This is a genomic window from Photobacterium lucens, assembly GCF_009873615.1.
Lineage (GTDB): Bacteria > Pseudomonadota > Gammaproteobacteria > Enterobacterales > Vibrionaceae > Photobacterium > Photobacterium lucens.
The window spans coordinates 1-22,763 of sequence record NZ_SSMG01000446.1 but is presented as its reverse complement, the minus strand read 5'-3'; the positions used below and the strand labels follow the sequence as shown (position 1 = coordinate 22,763).

The following is a 22,763-nucleotide window of genomic DNA, read 5'->3' as shown; positions in this document are numbered from 1 at the left end:
TTAGTACACTGATACCATAGTATTAAAAAGACTTAAGTTAGAAGATTAAGGACAACATCAATGAATAATTTTGCTCTTGAAGCGTTACTGAATGAGTTTCTCTCTCCTCACTTGATCAAAGATTATTGTCCTAATGGGTTGCAAGTTGAAGGTAAAACGGAAGTAAAAAAAATTATTACTGGAGTAACGGCTTGTCAGGCACTCATTGATCGTGCAATTGAAGAAAAGGCAGATGCGTTATTAGTACATCATGGCTTTTTCTGGAAAGGCGAGCCAGCTGAAATTCGCGGCATGAAGTATCGTCGTATTAAAGCCTTAATTGAAAATGGTATTAATCTATATGCTTACCATTTACCGCTAGATGTGCATACTCAAGTAGGTAATAACGTTCAGTTAGCACAACGTTTAGGGTTAGACATTACTGGCGGTTTGGAGCAAGGTAACCCACGTTCAGTTGCGATTTATGGTGAGTTAGAACAAGCTATTTCAGGTGAAGATTTTGCGGCAAGAATTGCGATGGCATTGCAGCGCGAGCCATTACATATTGCACCAGTGCAACCACAATTGATCAAGAAAGTAGGGTGGTGTACGGGCGGCGGTCAAGATTACATTGAGTTAGCAGCACAACAAGGGTGTGACGCGTTCATTTCTGGTGAAGTTTCAGAAAGAACCACTCACACAGCACGTGAATTGGGTATTCATTATTTCGCGGCAGGACACCATGCAACAGAGCGTTATGGTGTTAAAGCATTGGGCGAGTGGTTAGCGCAAGAGCATAGCTTCGATGTTACCTTTATTGATATTGATAATCCGGTTTAATCGAATCTGTTGTTTAGATAACAAAAAGGTTGAGCTTTTGGCTCAACCTTTTTATTTGCGTGGTTTAAGTGTTTACTCACGTTCGTGAAGAGGCTTAAATTCACGCTGTGTTTTACCAGTATATAGCTGACGAGGACGACCAATACGGTTTGTTGGATCACTGTGCATTTCATTCCAATGCGCAATCCAACCGATGGTACGTGACATCGCAAAAATTACGGTAAACATCGATACAGGAATACCGATTGCTTTTAAGATAATACCTGAGTAGAAATCTACATTCGGGTATAGTTTCTTGCTAATGAAGTATTCATCAGATAGAGCAATACGCTCAAGCTCCATAGCTACATCAAGTAGTGGATCTTGAATTTTAAGCTCTTCAAGTACTTCATGACATGCTTCACGCATAACGGTTGCACGAGGGTCATAGTTTTTGTAAACGCGGTGACCAAAGCCCATTAGACGGAATGGATCATCTTTATCTTTTGCACGTTCAACGAATTCAGGAATGTTTTCAACACTACCGATTTCTTCAAGCATCTTCAGACAAGCTTCGTTTGCACCACCATGAGCAGGTCCCCAAAGTGACGCAATACCTGCTGCAATACAAGCAAATGGGTTAGCACCAGAAGAACCAGCAAGACGTACTGTAGACGTCGATGCATTCTGCTCATGATCAGCGTGCAGGGTGAAAATCTTATCCATTGCACGTGCAACAACTGGGCTTACTTCGTATTCTTCACAAGGTGTTGCGAACATCATGTGAAGGAAGTTTTCTGCGTAATCAAGGTCGTTACGTGGATAAATAAACGGTTGACCAATGTTATATTTATGGCACATAGCCGCAAGCGTTGGCATTTTAGATAAAAGTCTAAAAGCAGCAATCTCACGGTGAGTATCATTGTTGATATCCAGAGAATCGTGATAGAACGCAGATAAAGCACCTACAACACCACACATTACAGCCATCGGGTGAGCATCTCGGCGGAAGCCATGGAAGAAGCTTGCAATTTGCTCGTGTACCATCGTATGACGTGTAACAGTTGTTCTAAACTGCTCATATTCAGCTCGGGTAGGGACCTCACCGTATAACAATACATAACAAACTTCTAAGTAGTCTGCGTGATTGGCTAATTGATCAATAGGGAAACCGCGATGTAGCAGAATTCCTTTCTCGCCATCAATGTATGTAATTTGAGATTCACACGAGGCTGTTGCGAGAAAACCTGGATCAAATGTAAAAAAACCGTTTGCGCCAAGTTTACGCACATCAATTACATCTTGGCCTTCAGAGCCCCCGATAATCGGCAGTTCGATAGGTGCTTTCCCTTCAATATGAAGAGTAGCTTTCTTATCTGCCATAACAATCTCCTTTGCTATTTTTATAATCCTAATCCAATACGGATGTGCATTTGTTGTACCGCTAGGTGAATCCTTTGTCAATTTTTGTGCTTCTTTGTGTGCGCTTGTTAATAAGTTTTATCAAAAAAGTATTATTTTGTGAGAATCGTGTTTGACATCATGTAACTGAGTTTGTTTTTGAATGTTACGGGGCGTATAGTGATGATAGGTCTCTGGTTATACTACCGCCAGGATTTTACATCCAAGATGTCAATCAGTTATGAGAATTAGGTAATGACGTTATAAACGTCTGCTCAACATAATAATAACCTAATATTGAATTTTTGTTTGCGCTTGTTTGCTGGCTTGTACGTATATCTCAGAGAGTTTAAATAAAAATAAATTGCTTCAATGGAGCTGAGTGGGCAAACCGTGAAAGTAAATAAGCCAAGACCTGTTAATCTCGACCTGCAAACCATACGCTTCCCGCTAACTGCGATAGCGTCAATCCTACACCGCGTTTCAGGCGTGATTACATTCGTATCCCTTGCCATCTTGCTATGGCTGCTAAACCTATCTTTATCTTCCCCTGAAGGATTCACTGCTGCTGCCAATATTACAGATGGCTTTTTTGTGAAATTTGTTCTGTGGGGCGTACTGACAGCATTGTTTTATCACATTGTGTTAGGTGTTCGTCACTTGTTGATGGATTTAGGTTATTTCGAAGAAATGGAAACAGGCATTGCAAGTGCCAAAGTGAGCTTTGCAATTGTCGCTGTACTAGCAGTATTTGCAGGAGGCTTAGTATGGTAACTAACGTATCTTCCGTCGGCCGTAATGGTATTCACGATTTTATATTGATCCGAGCTACAGCGATCATTCTTACCCTTTACACCGTATATATGGTCGGTTTCTTTGCGTTTGGTCCTGAGTTAACGTTTGAAACCTGGAGTGCATTTTTTAGCCAAATCAGTACCAAAGTTTTTACCATGTTAGCTTTAGTTTCGATCCTCGTGCATGCATGGATTGGGTTATGGCAAGTGCTAACAGACTATATTAAACCTGCTGTTTTAAGAGTGGGATTACAGTTTGTTGTCGTAGCGGTTCTTTTTGTCTACCTGTTTGCAGGTTTCTTTATTGTGTGGGGTGCGTAAGTGAGCATTGCAGTTCGTGAATTTGATGCCGTGGTTATCGGCGCTGGTGGTGCGGGTATGCGTGCCGCATTACAAATATCTGAGCAAGGTCTAAAGTGTGCTTTGTTATCAAAAGTGTTCCCTACGCGCTCACATACTGTATCTGCTCAAGGCGGTATTACTGTTGCACTAGGTAACTCACATCCAGATAACTGGCAGTGGCATATGTACGATACCGTCAAAGGCTCTGATTACATTGGTGATCAAAATGCCATTGAATACATGTGTCAGAATGGCCCTAAGTCAGTTATTGAATTAGAAAAAATGGGGTTGCCGTTTTCACGTTTTGATAACGGTACCATTTATCAACGCCCATTTGGTGGTCAGTCTAAAGAATTTGGTGGTGAGCAGGCAGCACGTACAGCCGCTGCCGCTGACCGGACAGGCCATGCCTTACTTCATACGCTTTATCAGCAAAATATTAAGCATCAAACGACGATTTTTTCTGAGTGGTATGCATTAGATTTAGTGAAAAACCAAGACGGTGCGATCCTAGGCTGTACTGCTCTGTGTATGGAAACAGGCGAGATTTGCTACTTCAAATCTAAAGCAACGATTCTTGCAACTGGTGGTGCAGGTCGTATTTACGCATCAACAACAAATGCACACATCAACACTGGTGATGGTGTTGGTATGGCACTTCGTGCTGGTGTACCAATGCAAGATATGGAAATGTGGCAGTTCCACCCAACCGGTATTGCTGGCGCTGGTGTACTGGTGACAGAAGGTTGTCGTGGTGAAGGTGGTTACCTTCTTAATAAAGATGGTGAACGCTTTATGGAGCGTTACGCGCCGAATGCGAAAGACTTAGCCGGTCGTGACGTGGTTGCACGTTCCATGATGGTTGAGATCCGCGAAGGACGCGGTTGTGATGGTCCGTGGGGCCCACATATTAAGCTTAAACTTGATCACCTCGGTAAAGATGTTCTGGAATCACGTCTACCGGGTATCTGTGAGCTCTCTCGTACCTTTGCTCATATTGACCCAGTAAAAGAGCCAATCCCAGTTATTCCTACTTGTCACTACATGATGGGTGGGGTACCAACGCAGGTTTCAGGTCAGGCACTTAAACAAAATGCGTCTGGCGCTGATGAAGAAGTACAAGGCCTATTTGCCTGTGGTGAAATTGCTTCTGTATCGGTACATGGTGCAAACCGTCTAGGTGGTAATTCACTGCTTGATTTAGTGGTATTTGGTCGTGCGACAGGTTTACATCTTGGTGAAACGTTAGCGGCACAAGCGGAAGCTCGTCCTGCAACAGATTCTGATATTGAAGCATCGCTTGCTCGAGTTAACCGTTGGAATAGCACTCAGAAGGGTGAAGATCCAGTTCAAATTCGTAAAGATCTACAAACGTGTATGCAAAACAACTTCTCGGTATTCCGTGAAGGTGATGCGATGGCGACAGGTTTGACTGAGCTGAAAGAAATCCGTGAGCGTCTGAAAACAGCACGCTTAGATGACACCTCTTCAGAATTTAATACTCAACGTATTGAATGTTTAGAGCTTGAAAACTTAATGGAAACAGCAATGGCAACGGCTATCGCGGCAAATTACCGTACAGAAAGTCGTGGTGCCCATGCGCGTTTCGACTTCCCTGAGCGTGACGATGAAAATTGGTTATGTCACTCTATTTACAACCCTGAGACTGAATCTATGTCGAAGCGTGATGTAAATATGTCACCTGTTCATCGTGAAGCTTTCCCACCGAAAGCGCGTACATACTAAGGGGAGGTTATTAAGATGAAACTCAATTTCTCAATTTATCGCTATAACCCGGATGTGGACAATGCACCACACATGAAAGGTTATACGCTTGAAGTGCCAGAAGGCTCTGACATGATGGTGCTTGATGCACTTATCTTGTTAAAAGAGCAAGATCCAACATTAGCTTTCCGTCGCTCATGTCGAGAAGGGGTATGTGGCTCTGATGGTATCAACATGAATGGTAAAAACGGCCTCGCTTGTATTACGCCATTATCAGCTTTAACGGGAAGTAGCACGATTGTTATTCGCCCATTACCGGGCTTGCCTGTGATCCGTGATTTGATCATCGACATGGAGCAGTTCTACAGTAATTATGCGAAAGTGAAACCTTTCTTAATCGACGATGGTGCAGTGCCTCCTGCGCGTGAAAATCTTCAAGCACCTGAAGATCGTGCACATTTAGACGGCTTGTACGAATGTATTATGTGTGCATGTTGTTCAACATCTTGTCCATCATTCTGGTGGAATCCTGATAAATTTATTGGTCCTGCAGGGTTATTGGCAGCCTATCGTTGGTTAATTGATAGTCGTGATACTGCGACAGATGAACGATTATCAAATCTTGATGATGCATTTAGTGTTTTTCGTTGCCATGGCATAATGAACTGTGTAAATGTTTGTCCTAAAGGGCTAAATCCAACAAAAGCGATTGGTCACATTAAATCTATGCTGCTTAAACGCGCAGTCTAAAAATATAATATCGATATGCCGGTGATACTGACTCAATGATTGAGTATGGCAAGCCGGCCTTAAGGCCCGAATGATATAATCGGTGCAAATGGCGATAACTAGTGGTTAAGGGAAAATAATGCAGAACGGCGTTATGAAGGCATGGCTTGAGTCTTCACATTTAGCTGGCGCCAATGCGACTTACGTAGAAGATCTCTACGAGTTGTATCTTAGCGACCCAGAATTAGTTGACGAACAATGGCGTGATATTTTCGTTGAATTACCAGCCGTCAATGAGACAGCAGTAGAACAACCGCATTCACGTGTTCGTGATTATTTCCGACGTCTAGCGAAAGAAACCAACTTTTTAAGTGCTACCGTCAGTGATCCAGATGTAGATGCAAAACAAGTAAAGGTATTGCAACTTATTAATGCGTACCGTTTCCGTGGACATCAAAATGCAAGACTTGATCCGTTAGGTTTATGGCAGCGTGATTTAGTGCCGGATCTTGATCCTGCATTTCATAGTCTGACTGAAGAAGATTTTGATGAAACATTCAATGTAGGTTCATTCGCTGTTGGTCAAGAGACCATGAAGTTGTCTGAAATCTATGCTGCACTGAAACGCACATATTGTGGTTCGATTGGTGCAGAATACATGCATATTACTGATACAGAAGAAAAGCGTTGGATTCAGCAACGCCTTGAATCAGTAATGGGGCATGGGTCTTTCTCGCAAGATGAACAGCTCACTTTTCTTGATGAATTAACAGCCGCAGAGGGGCTTGAGCGTTACTTAGGCGCTAAGTTCCCAGGTGCGAAGCGTTTCTCACTTGAAGGTGGTGATGCACTGATCCCTATGATGAAAGAGCTTATTCGTCATGCGGGATCACAAGGTGTACGTGAAGTTGTTATCGGTATGGCTCACCGTGGTCGTCTTAACATGTTAGTTAATGTGTTAGGTAAAAAGCCACAGGATCTATTTGATGAGTTTGCTGGTAAGCATGGCGAAAGCTGGGGTACCGGTGATGTTAAATATCACCAAGGTTTCTCTGCCGATTTCGCAACACCTGGCGGCGATGTTCACCTTGCTCTTGCCTTTAACCCATCTCACCTTGAAATTGTTAACCCAGTAGTCGTGGGTTCAGTTCGTGCTCGACAAGATCGCTTAGGTGACGAATCAGGTTCAAAAGTATTACCAATTACTATCCATGGTGACTCAGCGGTTGCGGGGCAAGGTGTTGTTGCTGAAACCTTTAACATGTCGCAAGCACGTGGTTACCGAGTTGGTGGTACGGTTCGCATCGTAGTGAATAACCAAGTTGGTTTTACCACGTCGAATCCAAGTGATACTCGCTCTACAGAATACTGTACTGATATCGCTAAGATGGTACAGGCTCCAATCTTCCACGTGAATGCTGATGATCCTGAAGCTGTGGCTTTTGTTACACGTCTTGCGTTTGACTTCCGTAATGAGTTCAAGCGCGATGTGGTCATTGACTTAGTTTGTTATCGTCGTCATGGTCACAACGAAGCTGATGAGCCAAATGCGACTCAGCCGTTGATGTATCAGAAAATCAAAAAGCATCCTACACCACGTAAGATCTATGCAGATTTCTTAACTGATGCTGGCGTGTTTGGCTTAGATACTGCTACCAGCCTTGTGAATGAATATCGCGATGCGCTTGATCGCGGCGAGTGTGTGGTAAAAGAATGGCGTCCAATGAATCTGCATACAGTCGACTGGGCTCCATACTTAGGGCACGACTGGACAGTTGAATGGGATAGCAAATTCTCAGAAGAACGTCTTAAAGAGCTAGGCTCTCGTCTTTGCCAATATCCTGAAAGTCATAAATTACAAAGCCGTGTGCAAAAGCTGTATAACGATCGCTTAGCTATGATTGCAGGTGAAAAACTGTTTGATTGGGGCATGGCCGAAACGCTAGCTTACGCAACACTGGTAGATGAAGGCAGTCGTATTCGTATTACTGGTCAGGATTCTGGTCGTGGTACTTTCTTCCACCGCCATTCTGTACTTCATAATCAAGATGATGCCAGTACTTATGTACCTCTTGCTCATATTCATAATGGTCAAGGCCCATTCCAAGTGTTCGATTCCGTACTATCGGAAGAAGCGGTATTGGCATTTGAATATGGTTATGCAACGGCAGAGCCAGGTGGTTTAACCATTTGGGAAGCGCAATTTGGTGATTTTGCCAACGGTGCTCAAGTTGTGATTGATCAGTTCATCAGTTCTGGTGAGCAAAAATGGGGTCGTATGTGTGGTTTAACCATGCTGTTACCTCATGGCTATGAAGGTCAAGGCCCTGAGCACTCATCGGCACGTTTAGAGCGTTACCTACAATTGTGTGCTGAGCAAAACATGCAAGTAGTTGTGCCATCAACGCCAGCTCAGGTTTACCACATGATCCGTCGTCAGGTGATTCGCCCGATGCGTCGTCCATTGATTGTGATGTCACCAAAGTCACTGCTTCGTCATCCGTTATGTACGTCGACATTGGATGAACTCGCTAACGGTACTTTCTTACCTGCGATTGGCGAAGTTGATGACTTGATCCCAAGTAAAGTTAAACGTGTTGTGTTCTGTTCAGGTAAAGTTTATTACGATTTACTTGAGCAACGTCGGAAAGACGAGCAAGACGATGTGGCTATTGTTCGTATTGAGCAGTTGTACCCATTCCCGAAAGAAGACGTTGAAGCTGCTATTGCTGAGTATCAACACGTGACTGATTTTGTATGGTGTCAAGAAGAGCCTCAAAACCAAGGTGCGTGGTATTCAAGCCAACATAATTTCTATTCAGCATTGCCAGCAGGCGCGCGTTTAAGTTATGCAGGTCGACCAGCATCAGCCTCACCGGCGGTAGGTTACATGTCGGTGCACTTGAAACAACAAAAAGCACTTGTCGAAGATGCTTTAACTATTGCTCCAAAAGAGCAAAATAATAATTAGAACTGGAACAAAAAGGACAAAACCGATATGACAATCGAAATTCTGGTTCCCGACCTCCCGGAATCTGTTGCTGACGCAACCGTTGCCACTTGGCACAAACAACCTGGCGATGCCGTATCTCGTGATGAGGTACTGGTTGATATCGAAACGGATAAAGTAGTATTAGAAGTTCCAGCTCCTGAAGATGGTATTTTAGAAGCTATCTTTGAAGATGAAGGTACAACAGTTCTTACTAAGCAGTTGATTGGTAAGATTAAAGCAGGTGCTGTTGCCGGTGAGCCTACGCAAGATGTCCCAACTGAAGCAGAAGCATCACCAAATAAACGAAATACAGCATCGCTAACTGAAGAAACAAGTGAAGCACTAAGCCCTGCTGTTCGTCGTCTTTTAGGTGAACACGGCATTGAAGCAAGTGCGGTGAAAGGTTCAGGTGTTGGCGGACGTATTACGCGTGAAGATGTTGAAGCGTACTTGAAAACAAAATCAGCACCAGAGCCAGTACAAGCACCAGCAGTTGAAGCACCATTAGCGCATCGTAGCGAAAAACGTGTGCCTATGACACGTCTACGTAAGCGTGTAGCTGAGCGTCTACTTGAAGCGAAAAACAGTACAGCGATGCTGACCACGTTTAACGAAGTGAACATGAAGCCAATCATGGATCTGCGTAAGCAATACAAAGATATCTTCGAAGAGCGTCATGGTATTCGTCTTGGCTTTATGTCTTTCTACGTGAAAGCTGTGGTTGAAGCGCTGAAACGTTACCCTGAAGTGAATGCATCTATTGATGGTGACGACATTGTTTACCACAACTTCTTCGATGTCAGCATTGCTGTCTCAACACCACGTGGCTTAGTAACTCCTGTGCTACGTGATTGTGATAAGTTGAGCTTAGCTGAAATTGAGAAAGGAATTCGAGATCTTGCCATTAAAGGTCGTGATGGAAAGCTAACGGTTGATGATTTAACGGGTGGTAACTTTACTATCACTAATGGTGGTGTATTTGGTTCACTGATGTCGACACCAATTATCAACCCACCACAATCAGCCATTCTAGGTATGCATAAGATCCAAGACCGTCCAATGGCGGTTAATGGTCAAGTTGAAATCTTACCTATGATGTACCTTGCATTGTCTTACGATCACCGTTTGGTTGATGGTCGTGAATCGGTGGGCTACTTGGTAACGATTAAAGAGTTGCTTGAAGATCCTACACGTCTACTACTAGACGTATAATTTGGCATATAGGCTGAATAAATGCTCATTATTCAGCCTATTACTGACTTTTGGTCTAAAATTGCCAAACATAATGACGAAGAGGTTCCCAAGAGTGCCTCGTATGGATATAACAAGTCCCAAAGGGATAATAAAACGGATAGAACATCATGAATTTGCACGAATATCAGGCAAAACAGCTATTCGCTGAATATGGTTTACCGGTACCAGAAGGTTACGCATGTGATACGCCTCAGCAAGCTGCTGAAGCTGCCGGTAAAATTGGCGGTACTAAGTGGGTGGTGAAATGTCAGGTTCACGCTGGTGGTCGCGGTAAAGCGGGCGGTGTGGAATTACATGAGACCAAAGATGGCATTAAGCAATTTGCACAAAACTGGTTAGGTAAGAACCTTGTGACTTACCAAACAGATGCAAATGGTCAACCAGTCACTAAAATTCTTGTTGAAGAAGCATCAAATATTGCCAATGAATTGTACTTAGGTGCAGTTGTTGATCGCGGCTCTCGACGTATTGTTTTCATGGCATCGACTGAAGGTGGTATGGAAATTGAGAAAGTTGCCGAAGAAACCCCAGAATTAATTCATAAAGCAGCTATCGATCCATTGGTTGGTCCTCAACCATATCAAGGTCGTGAGCTTGCATTCAAACTTGGTCTTAAAGGCGACCAAATCAAGCAATTTACCAAGATCTTTATGGGCTTAGGTAAAATGTTTGCTGATTACGATTTAGCACTGCTTGAAATAAACCCACTAGTTATCACGGGCGATAACAACCTTCTGTGTCTAGACGGTAAAATTAACATCGATTCAAATGCGATGTACCGTCAGCCAAAACTGCGTGAAATGCACGATCCGTCACAAGAAGATGAGCGTGAAGCGCATGCCGCACAGTGGGAGCTTAACTATGTTGCACTAGACGGAAACATTGGCTGTATGGTTAATGGTGCTGGTCTTGCAATGGGTACAATGGATATTGTTAACCTACACGGTGGTCAGCCTGCAAACTTCCTTGATGTAGGTGGCGGTGCAACCAAAGAGCGTGTAACTGAAGCGTTCAAAATTATCCTTTCTGATAGCAATGTGAAAGCCGTACTAGTAAACATCTTTGGTGGTATCGTACGTTGTGATCTTATTGCAGATGGCATTATCGGTGCGATTGCAGAAGTTGGCGTTAAAGTACCTGTTGTTGTTCGTCTTGAAGGTAACAATGCAGAAGTAGGCGCGGCTAAGCTTGCAGATAGTGGTCTTAATATTATTGCTGCGACTTCGCTAACAGAAGCAGCGGAAAAAGTAGTTGCTGCAGCGGAGGGTAAATAATGTCAGTTTTAATTAATAAAGATACCAAAGTGATTTGTCAGGGTTTTACTGGCGGTCAAGGTACATTCCACTCTGAGCAGGCAATTGCTTACGGTACTCAAATGGTAGGCGGTGTATCTCCGGGGAAAGGTGGTACAACACATCTAGGTCTTCCTGTATTTAATACGGTACGTGAAGCGGTTGAAGCAACGGGAGCTACAGCTACCGTTATTTATGTACCTGCGCCATTCTGTAAAGATGCAATCTTAGAAGCGATTGATGCGGGTATCGAGCTTATCGTAACTATTACAGAAGGCATTCCAACGCTGGATATGCTGGATGTGAAAGTGCGTCTTGATGAAGCTGGCGTTCGTATGATCGGTCCTAACTGTCCGGGTGTTATTACACCTGATGAGTGTAAGATCGGTATCATGCCTGGTCATATTCACAAAGCAGGTAAAGTAGGTATTGTATCGCGTTCAGGTACATTGACTTACGAAGCGGTTAAGCAAACCACTGACGAAGGCTTTGGTCAGTCAACGTGTGTTGGTATTGGTGGTGATCCAATTCCAGGTTCTAACTTCATCGATATTCTTGAGATGTTTGAAAAAGATCCAGCGACAGAAGCAATCGTAATGATTGGTGAAATCGGTGGTACTGCTGAAGAAGAAGCGGCAGCTTACATCAAAGAAAATGTGACGAAACCTGTTGTTTCTTACATTGCAGGTGTTACGGCGCCTCCTGGTAAGCGTATGGGTCACGCTGGTGCGATTATTTCTGGCGGTAAAGGTACGGCTGAAGATAAGTTTGCAGCACTTGAAGAGGCGGGCGTTAAAACAGTGAAAAGCTTAGCAGATATCGGTAAAGCGTTACGTGAAGTAACAAACTGGTAAGTTAGCTAGAAAATAAAAACCGCTCATTTGAGCGGTTTTTTTATGTCTATACAAGCGTTGTTAGTTTAACGCTCAGCACGTTTTAACTGGCTTAACATGAACATTGCAGCAGCAGAGACAACCACTGAAGGGCCTGCTGGTGTATCGTAATGCCATGACATTGCAAGACCTAAGCATACTGCAATAGCGCCAAGTATAGAGGCAAGTATTGCCATTGATTCAGGGCTACGTGCAAAACGACGAGCAGTTGCTGCTGGGATGATCAGTAATGACGTGATGATCAATGCTCCTACAAACTTCATTGCGACAGCGATAACCATACCTACCATTAGCATCAGTATTAAACGCATTAAATCAACATTAACACCTTCAACTTGTGCCATTTCTTCACTGATAGTCATCGATAGTAATGGGCGCCATAGGAAAATAAGTAGTCCTAGCACAACGGCGCCACCGCAATAAATCCAAAGAATATCGGTGGTTGTTACAGCCAGTAAGTCGCCAAATAAGTACGCCATTAAATCAATGCGTACATTATCTAAAAAGCTAACAGCCACTAAGCCGAGCGAAAGGGCACTGTGGGCTAGAATACCTAGCAAAGTATCCGTGGCGACATAACGCTGTTTTTGCAGTGTCACTAAGATCACAGCAAGCACTAAACAGCAGATCACTAGTGCTAGGTTCAAGTTGATATTAAATAAGAAACCTAATGCGATACCTAATAATGAAGCATGCGATAGGGTATCACCAAAATAGGCCATTTTGCGCCATACAACGAATGAGCCTAATGGACCTGCTAAAATAGCAATACCAATACCAGCAATAAGGGCAGGCAGAAGAAACTCAATCATGCTTTTGTATCCTGATGGTTGTTACAGCAGCCTTGAGGTTTGCCTGAGGCATCGTGCTGGTGGTTATGTTGGTGTTCATAAAGAGCCAATTGTTCAGTCGAGGTATGACCGAATAACGCAATATATTTGGGATGGTTTGTTACGCTTAATGGGCTACCTGAACAACAGATGTGATGTTGCAGACAAATCACTTTATCTGTTTTTGCCATCACAAGGTGCAGATCGTGAGAAACCATTAAAATTGCACAGTTAAGCATATCGCGTAATTGTTGAATTAAACGGTAAAGCTCAAGTTGACCTGTTACATCAACACCTTGAACAGGTTCATCAAGTACTAATAAATCAGGTTTTTGTAGTAGTGCACGTGCAAGTAGGACACGTTGCATTTCACCACCAGATAAACCGTGCATATCGCTATCTAGTAAGCGACTACCGTTTACCATTTCAAGGGCTTCAATACGCTGCTCTTTACTATAACGCCCAGCTAAACGCATGAAACGATCAACAGACAATGGCAGCGTATCATTTAAACGTAGCTTTTGAGGTACGTAGCCAATACGGATCCCTTTTTTACGAACCACTTTTCCTTTTGTTGGTTTACTAAGTCCCGTAATAACTTTTACAAGGGTGGATTTACCTGCGCCATTTGGGCCGATTAAGGTAGTAATTTCACCACGTTCTAATTTAAGCGAAATGTTATCTAAAACATCACGTTCACCAAATGAAACAGTGACAGATTGTAGTTCGACTAGGGTTGTCATAAAGGGAGCTGTCTTAAATAGGCTTTGCAAAAGGTGTAATGTTATAATATAACATTACCTGATTTGTTATATTGTAACATTATCCAACTTGTTAGGGAATATACCGTTAAGGCGTAAAACTGTATTGACGGTATCATAGTGCAATTAAAATAATTAGGACAAAACATGCAGCGTATTACATCATTAGCTTGTGCAGCAGCATTAATGTTATCAAGTTCAGCTATGGCAAAAGAATTCAATGTAGTTACCACCATAAAGCCACTTAATTTGATTGTAAGTGAGTTAGTTCAAGGTGCTGCAACCAGTGAGGCGATTTTGCCGCCTGGTGTTTCTCCACATGATTATGCGTTGCGTCCGTCTGATGTGAAAAAATTGAATAATGCAGATCTTGTGATTTGGGTTGGACCACAGTTAGAAACCTTCTTAACCAAACTTATGGCGGATAACCCAAATAGTTTTGCCTTAACTCAGCAAGCTGGCATTCATTTCTTAAACTATGCTAGCGAAGAGAAAGATGAAGCTCATCATGGCGACCATGACCATGACCATGACCATGACCATGATGCTCATGATGAACATGCAGGACATCATCATAACCATTCAGGTCTAAATCCACACTTCTGGATGGGGCCAAAACAGACAATTGAAGCTGCAAATGTGATCACAGAGGCACTGATTAAACATGATCCATTGCATAAAAAGGTATATCTCGCTAACCTTTCAACGTTTACCTCAGAAGTTAACCAGGCCGTAAATGAGCTGAATACGGAATTAAAGCCACTTTCAGGTAAAGGTTATTATGTTTTTCATGATGGCTATGGTTATTTTGAACACCAATTTGGTTTGAATAACCTTGGACATTTCACGGTTGAACCTGACCGTCGACCTGGCGCAAAAACCTTAATTACAATCCGTAAATCGTTACAGGATAAGCAAGCCTACTGTGTGTTTAGTGAGCCACAATTCTCACCAGCAGTAGTCGATAGTGTTACAGAAGGGACTGGGGTAAAAATAGGGACTCTTGACCCGATGGCTACCAACGTCAAAGAGGGCAAGGGAGGATACGTCCGATTTATTAAGGAACTCGGACAAAGTTTTGCCAAGTGTTTAAAGTAGATAATGAAATTATATAAAGCGGTAGCAACTTCGATTAAAGGGTTACCGCGTCAGCACAAAATTGCGTTAGTTTCCACTTCTGTGCTTATGATGGCTGCCATAATGTGGCAGCCAGCTAAGCAATCAGTTACTTTTTCAACATCCACACCTAAGCGTGTTGATGTTGAATTACCTGCTAAATTGGATTTGCTATCTGAGCAAGATAGCGAACCATTAGGCGTTTCTCTCGATCAGAACGATCCTGAATTCCAAGCCCCTAAAGATGAAATTGAGCAACAGCTTGTAGAAGCAAAAGCGGAGGTTGAGCATAAACACCGTGTTGCTTCTGGTGAAACGCTTGGGATCATCTTCTCTCAATATGGTTTACCTATTTCTGATATGTACCGCCTCATTGATGCTAATAAATCCGTTCAGCATCTACGTGTTGGGCAAACATTGGAATGGGAAGTCGATGATGATGGTAAGTTAACCGAACTTAAAATTATTCGAAGTAAGAAAGAAACCGATACTTTCACTTTGTCGAAGAAAGGCTACGTGTATAAAGAAATCATCCAAAAGGGTGATATTAAGCCGGTCATGTTAACTGGTCGTGTCGATGGTAGCTTTTATAATTCAGCTCGTGCTGCTGGATTGACGCCGACTCAAATTCAAACCTTGGTTAAGGCGCTGCAATGGAAATTTAACCTTGGTCGAGAAGCCCATAAAGGCGATCGCTTTGCTGTTGGACTTGATCGTGAGTTCATTGATGGTAAAGCTGTGAGCAAAGGGGAAATCAATGCGTTTTATTACAAGTCAGGCAATGGCAAAAATAACTTTTTTATCGTTCGTGGCGATGACGATCAATTCTATGATGATGATGCACACAGTCTAAACCGCTCATTCCGTCGTATTCCAACGGCGAAGCGCTACCGTATTAGTTCATCATTTAACCCTAACCGTTTACACCCAATTACGGGGCGTCGTTCACCACACAATGGTACGGACTTTGCGGTACCTGTTGGTACAACGGTATTGGCTGCAGGTGATGGTGTGGTTGTGAAGTCGCGTTATCACCCATTAGCGGGTAACTATATTGTGGTGAAACACGGTCGTGAATATATGACACGATACCTCCACCTTAGTAAGCGTGAAGTGAAAGTTGGCGATAAAGTGAAAATGGGTCAACGTATTGCTAAAAGTGGTAATACAGGCCGTTCAACAGGCCCTCACTTACACTACGAATTACTAAAAAATGGTCGTCCGGTAAATGCGATGAAAGTACCATTGCCGCAGGCCGATCCTTTATACGGTAAAGAGCGAAGCAACTTCATGAAGCAAGTTAGCTTCTATAAGAAGAAATTTAAAGATGTCATGGCGAGCTAATGACTATGATTAATAAAAAGCGCACTTAGGTGCGCTTTTTTTGTGTGGCTTTTTCACCATGATGGAAAGTAAGTATGAAAACCAGAGACAGATAGCTTGTCTGCGTTTTGAAAGTAAAATATTAAAAGGGTATTAAGGCTTATTTATTTATATCTTGACTGTATTTAATTCTGGTTGGTGGATGTTTTTTGCTCTAAAGAGATAAAAAAATAATTTTTTTGATTTAAGACAAGACAGAAATTATATCAAGCGGTAAACTCTCTAATCACAAATGCTAATAATTCGTATTAAGGTAGCGATTTACTATGAAGCTGTCAGAGATGTCATGCGGAAACTGCGGGACGGTCATTAATATGTCTGCGTTACCAGCAGCAACACGAAAAAAATTAATGGTTATGGGATTACTTCCTCGTACCGAGATCACCGTCGTTCGTTTGGCTCCTTTAGGCGATCCGCTTCAAGTACGCGTTCGTGGTGTTGATATCGCTTTACGTAAGCAAATTGCAGAAAATATCGAGGTTGAGGCGCTGTAATGCAATACAATATTCTTACTGTTGGTAACCCAAACAGTGGTAAAACGACCCTATTTAATGGCTTAACAGGTGCCAAACAGCAAGTGGGTAACTGGGCTGGTGTAACAGTTGAGAAGAAAACAGGTCGCTACCAACATAACGGTGATGATTTCTCTCTGACCGATCTTCCTGGTATATATAACCTTGATAGTGCAAATGATGCTAACAGTCTTGATGAAGCCATTGCTTCGCGTGCGATTTTAACCACACCTGCAGATGTAATTATTAACGTTGTTGATGCATCGAGCTTAGAGCGTAGCTTATACATGACTCTACAGCTACGTGAGTTAGGCCGTCCAATGGTTGTCGTGCTTAATAAAATGGACGTGCTTAAACGCCAGCGCCAAGTGTTAGATATTAAGGCACTTGAAAAAGCGCTGGGTTGTCCTGTTTTAGCATTATCAGCTAATAACATGGAGCGTATTGCTGAGTTTAAAACTAAGCTGCATAAAATGTTAACGCAAGGTGTTGTGGTTAACGAGTTTGAGCTCGATTATGGTCAAGATTTTGAGCAAGTGGTGAGTCAATTAGCACCGTTATTTAAACATAACGATAAGCTAAACGCTCGTGCGCAAGGTATTCGTGTATTAGAAAACGATACTTTAGTGATCAATACACTATCTGATGAAGATAAAGCAACGGCATGTGGTTTACGTGCAGATTTATTGAATACGGTTGATCCTGATATTCAAGTAGCGGATGTGCGTTACACTTTCTTGCATCAGTTATGTCAAAAAGTGCGTCGTCAAGAAGGCCGTTTAAGTAATAGCCTGACAGATAAAATCGACCGTGTATTACTGAACCGCTTTGTTGGTATCCCATTTTTCTTCTTAGTAATGTACGTGATGTTTATGTTTGCGATAAACATCGGTAGTGCATTTATCGATTTCTTTGATATCAGCTTTGGGGCGCTATTAGTTGATGGTGGTCACCATCTATTAGATGATCACTTGCCGGTATGGCTAGTAACGATCATTGCCAATGGTATCGGTGGTGGTATCCAAACTGTCGCAACCTTCATTCCTGTGATTGCATGTTTGTACCTGTTCCTTGCGGTATTAGAGAGTTCAGGTTACATGGCGCGTGCTGCATTTGTTCTTGATAAAGTGATGCAGAAAGTAGGTTTACCTGGTAAAGCATTTGTTCCCCTAGTGCTTGGCTTTGGTTGTAACGTACCTGCGATCATGGCAACACGTACCCTAGAGCAAGAGCGTGAGCGTAAACTTGCGGCGGCAATGGCACCGTTTATGTCATGTGGTGCACGTTTACCGGTATATGCACTGTTTGCAGCAGCGTTCTTCCCTGAAAATGGTCAGAACGTGGTATTTGCACTTTACCTATTAGGTATTGTTGCGGCTGTACTTACTGGTCTTATTTTACGTTCAACCCTTTATCCTGGCTCTAGCGATAGCTTTATCATGGAAATGCCAAACTACGAATTACCAACTATTCGTAATGTTGTGATCAAAACGTGGCAAAAGCTAAAGCGCTTTGTATTTGGTGCTGGTAAAACCATTGTTGTTGTTGTTGCGGTATTAAGTTTCTTTAACTCATTAGGTACTGATGGTTCATTCGGTAACGAAGATACGTCTAACTCTGTGCTATCTAAAGCGTCACAAGTAGTCACGCCTGTGCTTGAGCCTATTGGTGTGAAAGCAGATAACTGGCCAGCAACAGTCGGTATCATTACGGGTATTTTCGCAAAAGAAGCCGTTGTAGGTACGCTAAACAGCTTATACGCACCAGCAACAGATGACAGCAATGAAGAATACAACCTTGTTGCTAGCTTAAAAGAAGCGGTTGAATCGGTTGGTGATAACCTAGCAGCATTAAGCTTTAGCGATCCACTGGGTATCGAAGTTGGTGATTTAGAAGATAAACAAGCGGTTGCTGAAGAGCAGGGTGTTAACGAATCTGTCTACGGTAACATTCAAGCGCACTTCGTAAGTGGTGCAGCAGCAATGGCATACTTGATTTTCATTCTGCTTTACACGCCATGTGCAGCGGCAATGGGTGCTTATGTTCGTGAGTTTGGTCAGAAGTTTGCTCTGTTTATTGCAGGCTGGACTATGCTAATGGCTTACTCATTTGCCACTTGGTTCTACCAAATTGCTCACTTTGTTGATCATCCTGCAACGAGTGCATTTTGGATTGGTTTCTTCATCTTGATTAATGGCGGTATCTTCTTGTTATTGAAACGAGAAGGGAAAAAGCAAACTAACCTTGAAGGTCTATTAATAGAATGATCTTACAGCAGCTAAAACAATATATTGAACAACATGGACGTGTGAGTCGTAAGCAGCTTTCGCAACACTTCGGAATGTCAGAAGACGGGGTTGAAGCTATGCTTGATGTTTGGATCCGCAAAGGTTCTGTTGGACGAGAATTGGTTGGCTGCGATAGCACAGATTGTTGTCAACCCGCCAAAGAGGTTTGGTATCGTTGTCTTGCTGATAACGAGCTTTCAATTACGGTGATGCGATAATCACATCATGAAATAAAATAAAGGCAGCTTATTATGAGCTGCCTTTTTGTTTATCTATGCTGTTATACCGAAGCCACTTCAAATTACTTTGGTATAAGCCTATTAACTGATTGCGCTAAAGCCTTCAATTTGACCTAGCTCTGCACGTAACTCCTCTGCTAATGCCGCTTGTAATTCATCATTACGTTGGGTGCCATCAGTGTTACCCCAAATTGGACCTGGCCATGCAATATCATTACTAAAGCGTGCAATGTGGTGTAAATGCAGTTGTGGGACTAAATTACCTAATGCACCAACATTAATTTTTTCGGCTTGGTAATCATTTTCTAGCAAAGTTGCAACTGCACTGGATTCGCGCATTAATTGAAACTGATCTTGTTCTGGTAGGTGGTGGATCTCGCGCAGTTCGTCAACACGAGGAACAAGGATAATCCACGGGCCTAAAGCTTCTTTTGATAGTAAAACACGAGAAAGAGGAAAGTCACCAAGCACTGTCGTATCAGATTCTAGACGAGGATGAAGAGTGAAATGCATGTAATTATTCCTTAAAGGTACATTATGGCTCACAAGCCAGAGCAATAGTTATCATAGTATGCTTAATTTCAGTGTATTGGTATTATCCTTAACGTATTCTCTGACTTTTTGTTAATGACACGAATTTATTGTGAGGCTATGTATGGCAAGCGAATATCAGTTTGTACTCGATTATTGGTTTGGCGAACTCGATGGCGAAGTGACAAAAGAAAATAAACACTCGCTTTGGTTTTTAGGCGGCGATGAGGTTGATGCTTATATCAAAGCGCATTTTCAATCGTGGGTAAGTAAAGCGGGTAAAGGTGAGTTGAATCATTGGTGTGAAACAGCGAAAGGACGTTTAGCATTAATCATCTTATTAGATCAATTTAGCCGTAATATTTACCGAGGCTTAAGTGCAGCGTTTCGTTACGATTCATTAGCTTTAGCACTATGTAAACGTGGCTTAGCGTTAAATCAAGATATGGAATTAACAGCCATTGAGCGTGTGTTCTTCTATTTACCATTAGAGCATGCTGAAGATTTAGAAGATCAAGAAGAGAGTGTGTTCCGTTTTAAGCAATTAACAGAATGTACTTCAGCTGAAAATAGTGAGCTTTTTGACGGCTTTTATAACTATGCCAAAAGCCATTTTGAGGTGATCAAACAGTTTGGTCGTTTTCCTTATCGCAATGCAGTACAAGGACGCTTATCAACGCAAGGCGAATTGGCTTGGCTTAACGACGGTGGTCAGCGATTCGGGCAATAATTTTAGTTGTGTTATTTAATCGTCAGATATAAAAAAGCCTTCCATTTGGAAGGCTTTTCAATTTTAAGAGGAATGTAAATTACATACGCTCTAGTGTTTCGATACCAAGAAGATCTAGACCTTGCTTGATAGTCTTCGCTGTTAGCATTGCAAGCTTCAAGCGGCTTTGCTTGGTTGCTTCGTCAGCGTTAAGAATTGGGCATGCTTCGTAGAAGCTAGAGAACATACCTGCAAGTTCGAATAGGTAAGTACACATTAGGTGTGGCTGACCTTCACGCGCTACAGATTGAACAGCTTCTTCGAATTGAAGTAGTTTAGACAGTAGTGCTTGCTCTTTCTCGTCAGTGATAACGATAGGTTGAGTAAGATCTGCTAGCTCAACGTTCGCACGCTTGAAGATAGACGCTACACGTGTGTATGCGTACTGCATGTATGGTGCAGTGTTACCTTCAAATGCCAACATGTTGTCCCAATCGAAGATGTAGTCTGTAGTACGGTGCTTAGACAGATCAGAGTACTTAACTGCAGCCATAGCAACAGTTTGTGCAATGTTTGCTTTCTCTTCAGCACTTAGTTCAGGGTTCTTCTCTTCGATTAGCTTGTTAGCACGCTCTTCTGCTTCATCAAGTAGATCAGCCAGACGAACTGTACCACCGGCACGCGTCTTAAATGGACGACCGTCTTTACCTAGCATCATACCGAATGCGTGGTGCTCTAGAGATACGCTCTCTGGTACGTAACCTGCTTTACGTACGATTTCCCAAGCCATCATTAGGTGTTGGTGCTGACGTGAGTCGATGAAGTAAAGTACGCGATCTGCATGTAGTTGCTCGTAACGGTACTTAGCACAAGCGATGTCGGTAGTTGTGTATAGGTAACCGCCGTCACGCTTCTGGATGATCACACCCATAGGCTCACCGTCTTTGTTTTTGTACTCGTCTAGGTAAACAACTGTTGCACCGTCGCTTTCTACTGCTAGACCTTTTTCTTTAAGATCTGCAACAACGCCAGGTAGCATGTTGTTGTACATAGATTCGCCCATTACGTTGTCATCAGTTAGTGACACGTTTAGACGATCGTAGTTGCGTTGGTTCTGCTTTAGTGTGATTTCAACAAGTTGCTTCCACTTCTCTAGGCAGTACTCGTCACCACTTTGTAGACGAACAACGAAGTTACGCGCAGTTTCACCGAACTCTGCATCTTCATCGTAAAGCACTTTAGATTCACGGTAGAAGCCTTCAAGATCGCTAATATTCATCGATACGTCAGCGCCTTCTTGCTCTTTACGCTGCATGTTAGCGATAAGCATACCGAACTGAGTACCCCAGTCTCCAAGGTGGTTAGCACGGATAACATTGTGGCCTAGGAATTCAAGAGTACGAACAACGGCATCACCGATGATAGTTGAACGTAGGTGACCTACGTGCATTTCTTTAGCAACGTTTGGCGCTGAGTAGTCAACAACGATGTTTTGTGCCGCTTCTGTGTTCACACCTAAACGCTCATCGTTAAGTGCTTCTTCACCACGCTCTGCTAACCATGCTTTGTTTAAGAAAATGTTGATAAAGCCTGGGCCTGCGATTTCAACTTTCTCTGCAATACCGTCAAGGTCTAAGCAGTCGATAACTTTTTGTGCGAATTCGCGTGGATTAGTACCTAGCTTCTTTGCTACGCCCATAACACCGTTCGCTTGGTAATCACCAAACTGAGCTTTAGCTGATTGGCGAACTGCTGCAGGGCTGCCTGCAGGTGCGCCAGCGGCTTCTAGAGCCTGAGATACTTTATCGTTAATAAGTGCTTGAATGTTCACACGCTGATCCTTACATCATTTGTAAAGCCAATTATTAATAAGAGGCAAAAATGCCTACGTATTACAAGATCACCGTCAAAAATAATCACGAAATAAAACAAGTTGATCACAAAAGTTAATCAAGTAATTAACGTGAGTATTTTTGACGGGGTCGCGAATATCTAAATATGCACCGAAGTCTTGAATACGCAGCAGGTATTGTCCTAATAATACCCACACATAGAGGTACTTTGGCAACTGGAAAAACCTATTGTTTACGTTTTTTTTTAAACTTTTTTTGTTATGGGTAAATAATGTGTAACGCGTTATTGTATTGGGAATGGAGTGCGTTAAATTCCTGTTT

Annotated in this window: 20 protein-coding genes; 15 read left to right on the top strand and 5 right to left on the bottom strand. The window is 42.7% G+C overall.

What is annotated here, in order from left to right:
* Positions 1-60: 60 nt before the first annotated feature.
* Positions 61-819, top strand: coding sequence for a Nif3-like dinuclear metal center hexameric protein (locus E5A76_RS18285; protein WP_161119793.1), 759 nt, complete (start codon positions 61-63; stop codon positions 817-819).
* A gap of 72 nt (positions 820-891) precedes the next feature.
* Here the strand turns inward: E5A76_RS18285 and E5A76_RS18280 are convergent, their stop codons facing one another.
* Positions 892-2,181, bottom strand: a complete 1,290-nt coding sequence (locus E5A76_RS18280; RefSeq protein WP_053988457.1) for a citrate synthase — start codon at positions 2,179-2,181, stop codon at positions 892-894.
* 390 nt (positions 2,182-2,571) lie between these two features.
* On the opposite strand from E5A76_RS18280, the gene sdhC reads away from it, so the two are divergent.
* The 8 genes from sdhC to sucD all read left to right on the top strand — a co-directional run bounded on the left by sdhC (position 2,572) and on the right by sucD (position 12,181).
* Entirely contained in the window at positions 2,572-2,973 is a 402-nt protein-coding gene (gene sdhC, locus E5A76_RS18275; RefSeq protein WP_053988456.1) for a succinate dehydrogenase cytochrome b556 subunit, read from the top strand.
* On the top strand, positions 2,967-3,314 hold the full coding sequence (gene sdhD, locus E5A76_RS18270; protein ID WP_053988455.1) for a succinate dehydrogenase, hydrophobic membrane anchor protein: 348 nt from the start codon (positions 2,967-2,969) through the stop codon (positions 3,312-3,314). The genes sdhC and sdhD overlap by 7 nt, the downstream gene beginning before the upstream one ends.
* Positions 3,315-5,081: a succinate dehydrogenase flavoprotein subunit gene (gene sdhA / locus E5A76_RS18265; RefSeq protein WP_161119792.1), complete on the top strand. Its 1,767-nt coding sequence runs from the start codon at positions 3,315-3,317 to the stop codon at positions 5,079-5,081.
* Positions 5,082-5,096: 15 nt separating this feature from the next.
* Positions 5,097-5,810, top strand: coding sequence for a succinate dehydrogenase iron-sulfur subunit (locus tag E5A76_RS18260; RefSeq protein ID WP_008986547.1), 714 nt, complete (start codon positions 5,097-5,099; stop codon positions 5,808-5,810).
* Between the two features lie 118 nt (positions 5,811-5,928).
* A complete protein-coding gene (sucA, locus tag E5A76_RS18255) occupies positions 5,929-8,760 on the top strand; it encodes a 2-oxoglutarate dehydrogenase E1 component (RefSeq protein ID WP_161119791.1) in 2,832 nt (943 codons plus the stop codon).
* A gap of 27 nt (positions 8,761-8,787) precedes the next feature.
* On the top strand, positions 8,788-9,993 hold the full coding sequence (gene odhB, locus E5A76_RS18250) for a 2-oxoglutarate dehydrogenase complex dihydrolipoyllysine-residue succinyltransferase (RefSeq protein WP_053988452.1): 1,206 nt from the start codon (positions 8,788-8,790) through the stop codon (positions 9,991-9,993).
* 149 nt (positions 9,994-10,142) lie between these two features.
* A complete protein-coding gene (sucC, locus tag E5A76_RS18245; protein ID WP_053988451.1) occupies positions 10,143-11,309 on the top strand; it encodes an ADP-forming succinate--CoA ligase subunit beta in 1,167 nt (388 codons plus the stop codon).
* Positions 11,309-12,181 carry a succinate--CoA ligase subunit alpha gene (gene sucD, locus E5A76_RS18240; protein ID WP_053988450.1) on the top strand — a complete coding sequence of 291 codons (873 nt, stop codon included), beginning with the start codon at positions 11,309-11,311 and terminating at the stop codon, positions 12,179-12,181. Before sucC ends, sucD begins: the two co-directional genes overlap by 1 nt.
* A 65-nt stretch (positions 12,182-12,246) precedes the next feature.
* Here sucD and znuB read toward each other — a convergent pair whose 3' ends face one another.
* Positions 12,247-13,032 (bottom strand): zinc ABC transporter permease subunit ZnuB, encoded by a 786-nt coding sequence (gene znuB / locus E5A76_RS18235; RefSeq protein ID WP_161119790.1) that lies wholly within the window; start codon positions 13,030-13,032, stop codon positions 12,247-12,249.
* Complete coding sequence (znuC, locus tag E5A76_RS18230; protein WP_161119789.1) at positions 13,029-13,793, bottom strand: zinc ABC transporter ATP-binding protein ZnuC; 765 nt, start codon at positions 13,791-13,793, stop codon at positions 13,029-13,031. Before znuC ends, znuB begins: the two co-directional genes overlap by 4 nt.
* A gap of 165 nt (positions 13,794-13,958) precedes the next feature.
* On the opposite strand from znuC, the gene znuA reads away from it, so the two are divergent.
* The 5 genes from znuA (at position 13,959) to E5A76_RS18205 (ending at position 19,328) form a co-directional block, all read left to right on the top strand.
* Positions 13,959-14,909: a zinc ABC transporter substrate-binding protein ZnuA gene (gene znuA / locus E5A76_RS18225; RefSeq protein WP_161119788.1), complete on the top strand. Its 951-nt coding sequence runs from the start codon at positions 13,959-13,961 to the stop codon at positions 14,907-14,909.
* Between the two features lie 3 nt (positions 14,910-14,912).
* Positions 14,913-16,271, top strand: coding sequence for a murein DD-endopeptidase MepM (gene mepM, locus E5A76_RS18220; RefSeq protein WP_161119787.1), 1,359 nt, complete (start codon positions 14,913-14,915; stop codon positions 16,269-16,271).
* A gap of 305 nt (positions 16,272-16,576) precedes the next feature.
* Entirely contained in the window at positions 16,577-16,804 is a 228-nt protein-coding gene (locus E5A76_RS18215; RefSeq protein WP_042116797.1) for a FeoA family protein, read from the top strand.
* The gene (feoB, locus tag E5A76_RS18210; protein WP_161119786.1) at positions 16,804-19,089 is read left to right on the top strand and encodes a Fe(2+) transporter permease subunit FeoB; all 2,286 of its coding nucleotides are present in this window, start codon (positions 16,804-16,806) and stop codon (positions 19,087-19,089) included. The genes E5A76_RS18215 and feoB overlap by 1 nt, the downstream gene beginning before the upstream one ends.
* The gene (locus E5A76_RS18205) at positions 19,086-19,328 is read left to right on the top strand and encodes a FeoC-like transcriptional regulator (RefSeq protein WP_107164959.1); all 243 of its coding nucleotides are present in this window, start codon (positions 19,086-19,088) and stop codon (positions 19,326-19,328) included. Before feoB ends, E5A76_RS18205 begins: the two co-directional genes overlap by 4 nt.
* A 102-nt stretch (positions 19,329-19,430) precedes the next feature.
* Here the strand turns inward: E5A76_RS18205 and E5A76_RS18200 are convergent, their stop codons facing one another.
* A complete protein-coding gene (locus E5A76_RS18200; RefSeq protein ID WP_107164960.1) occupies positions 19,431-19,862 on the bottom strand; it encodes an HIT domain-containing protein in 432 nt (143 codons plus the stop codon).
* A 142-nt stretch (positions 19,863-20,004) separates the two neighbouring features.
* Here E5A76_RS18200 and E5A76_RS18195 point away from each other — a divergent pair, with 142 nt between their 5' ends.
* A complete protein-coding gene (locus E5A76_RS18195; RefSeq protein WP_023932992.1) occupies positions 20,005-20,610 on the top strand; it encodes a DUF924 family protein in 606 nt (201 codons plus the stop codon).
* A 79-nt stretch (positions 20,611-20,689) separates the two neighbouring features.
* On the opposite strand, the gene argS is transcribed toward E5A76_RS18195, so the two are convergent.
* Positions 20,690-22,420, bottom strand: a complete 1,731-nt coding sequence (gene argS / locus E5A76_RS18190; RefSeq protein ID WP_161119785.1) for an arginine--tRNA ligase — start codon at positions 22,418-22,420, stop codon at positions 20,690-20,692.
* Positions 22,421-22,763: the final 343 nt, after the last annotated feature.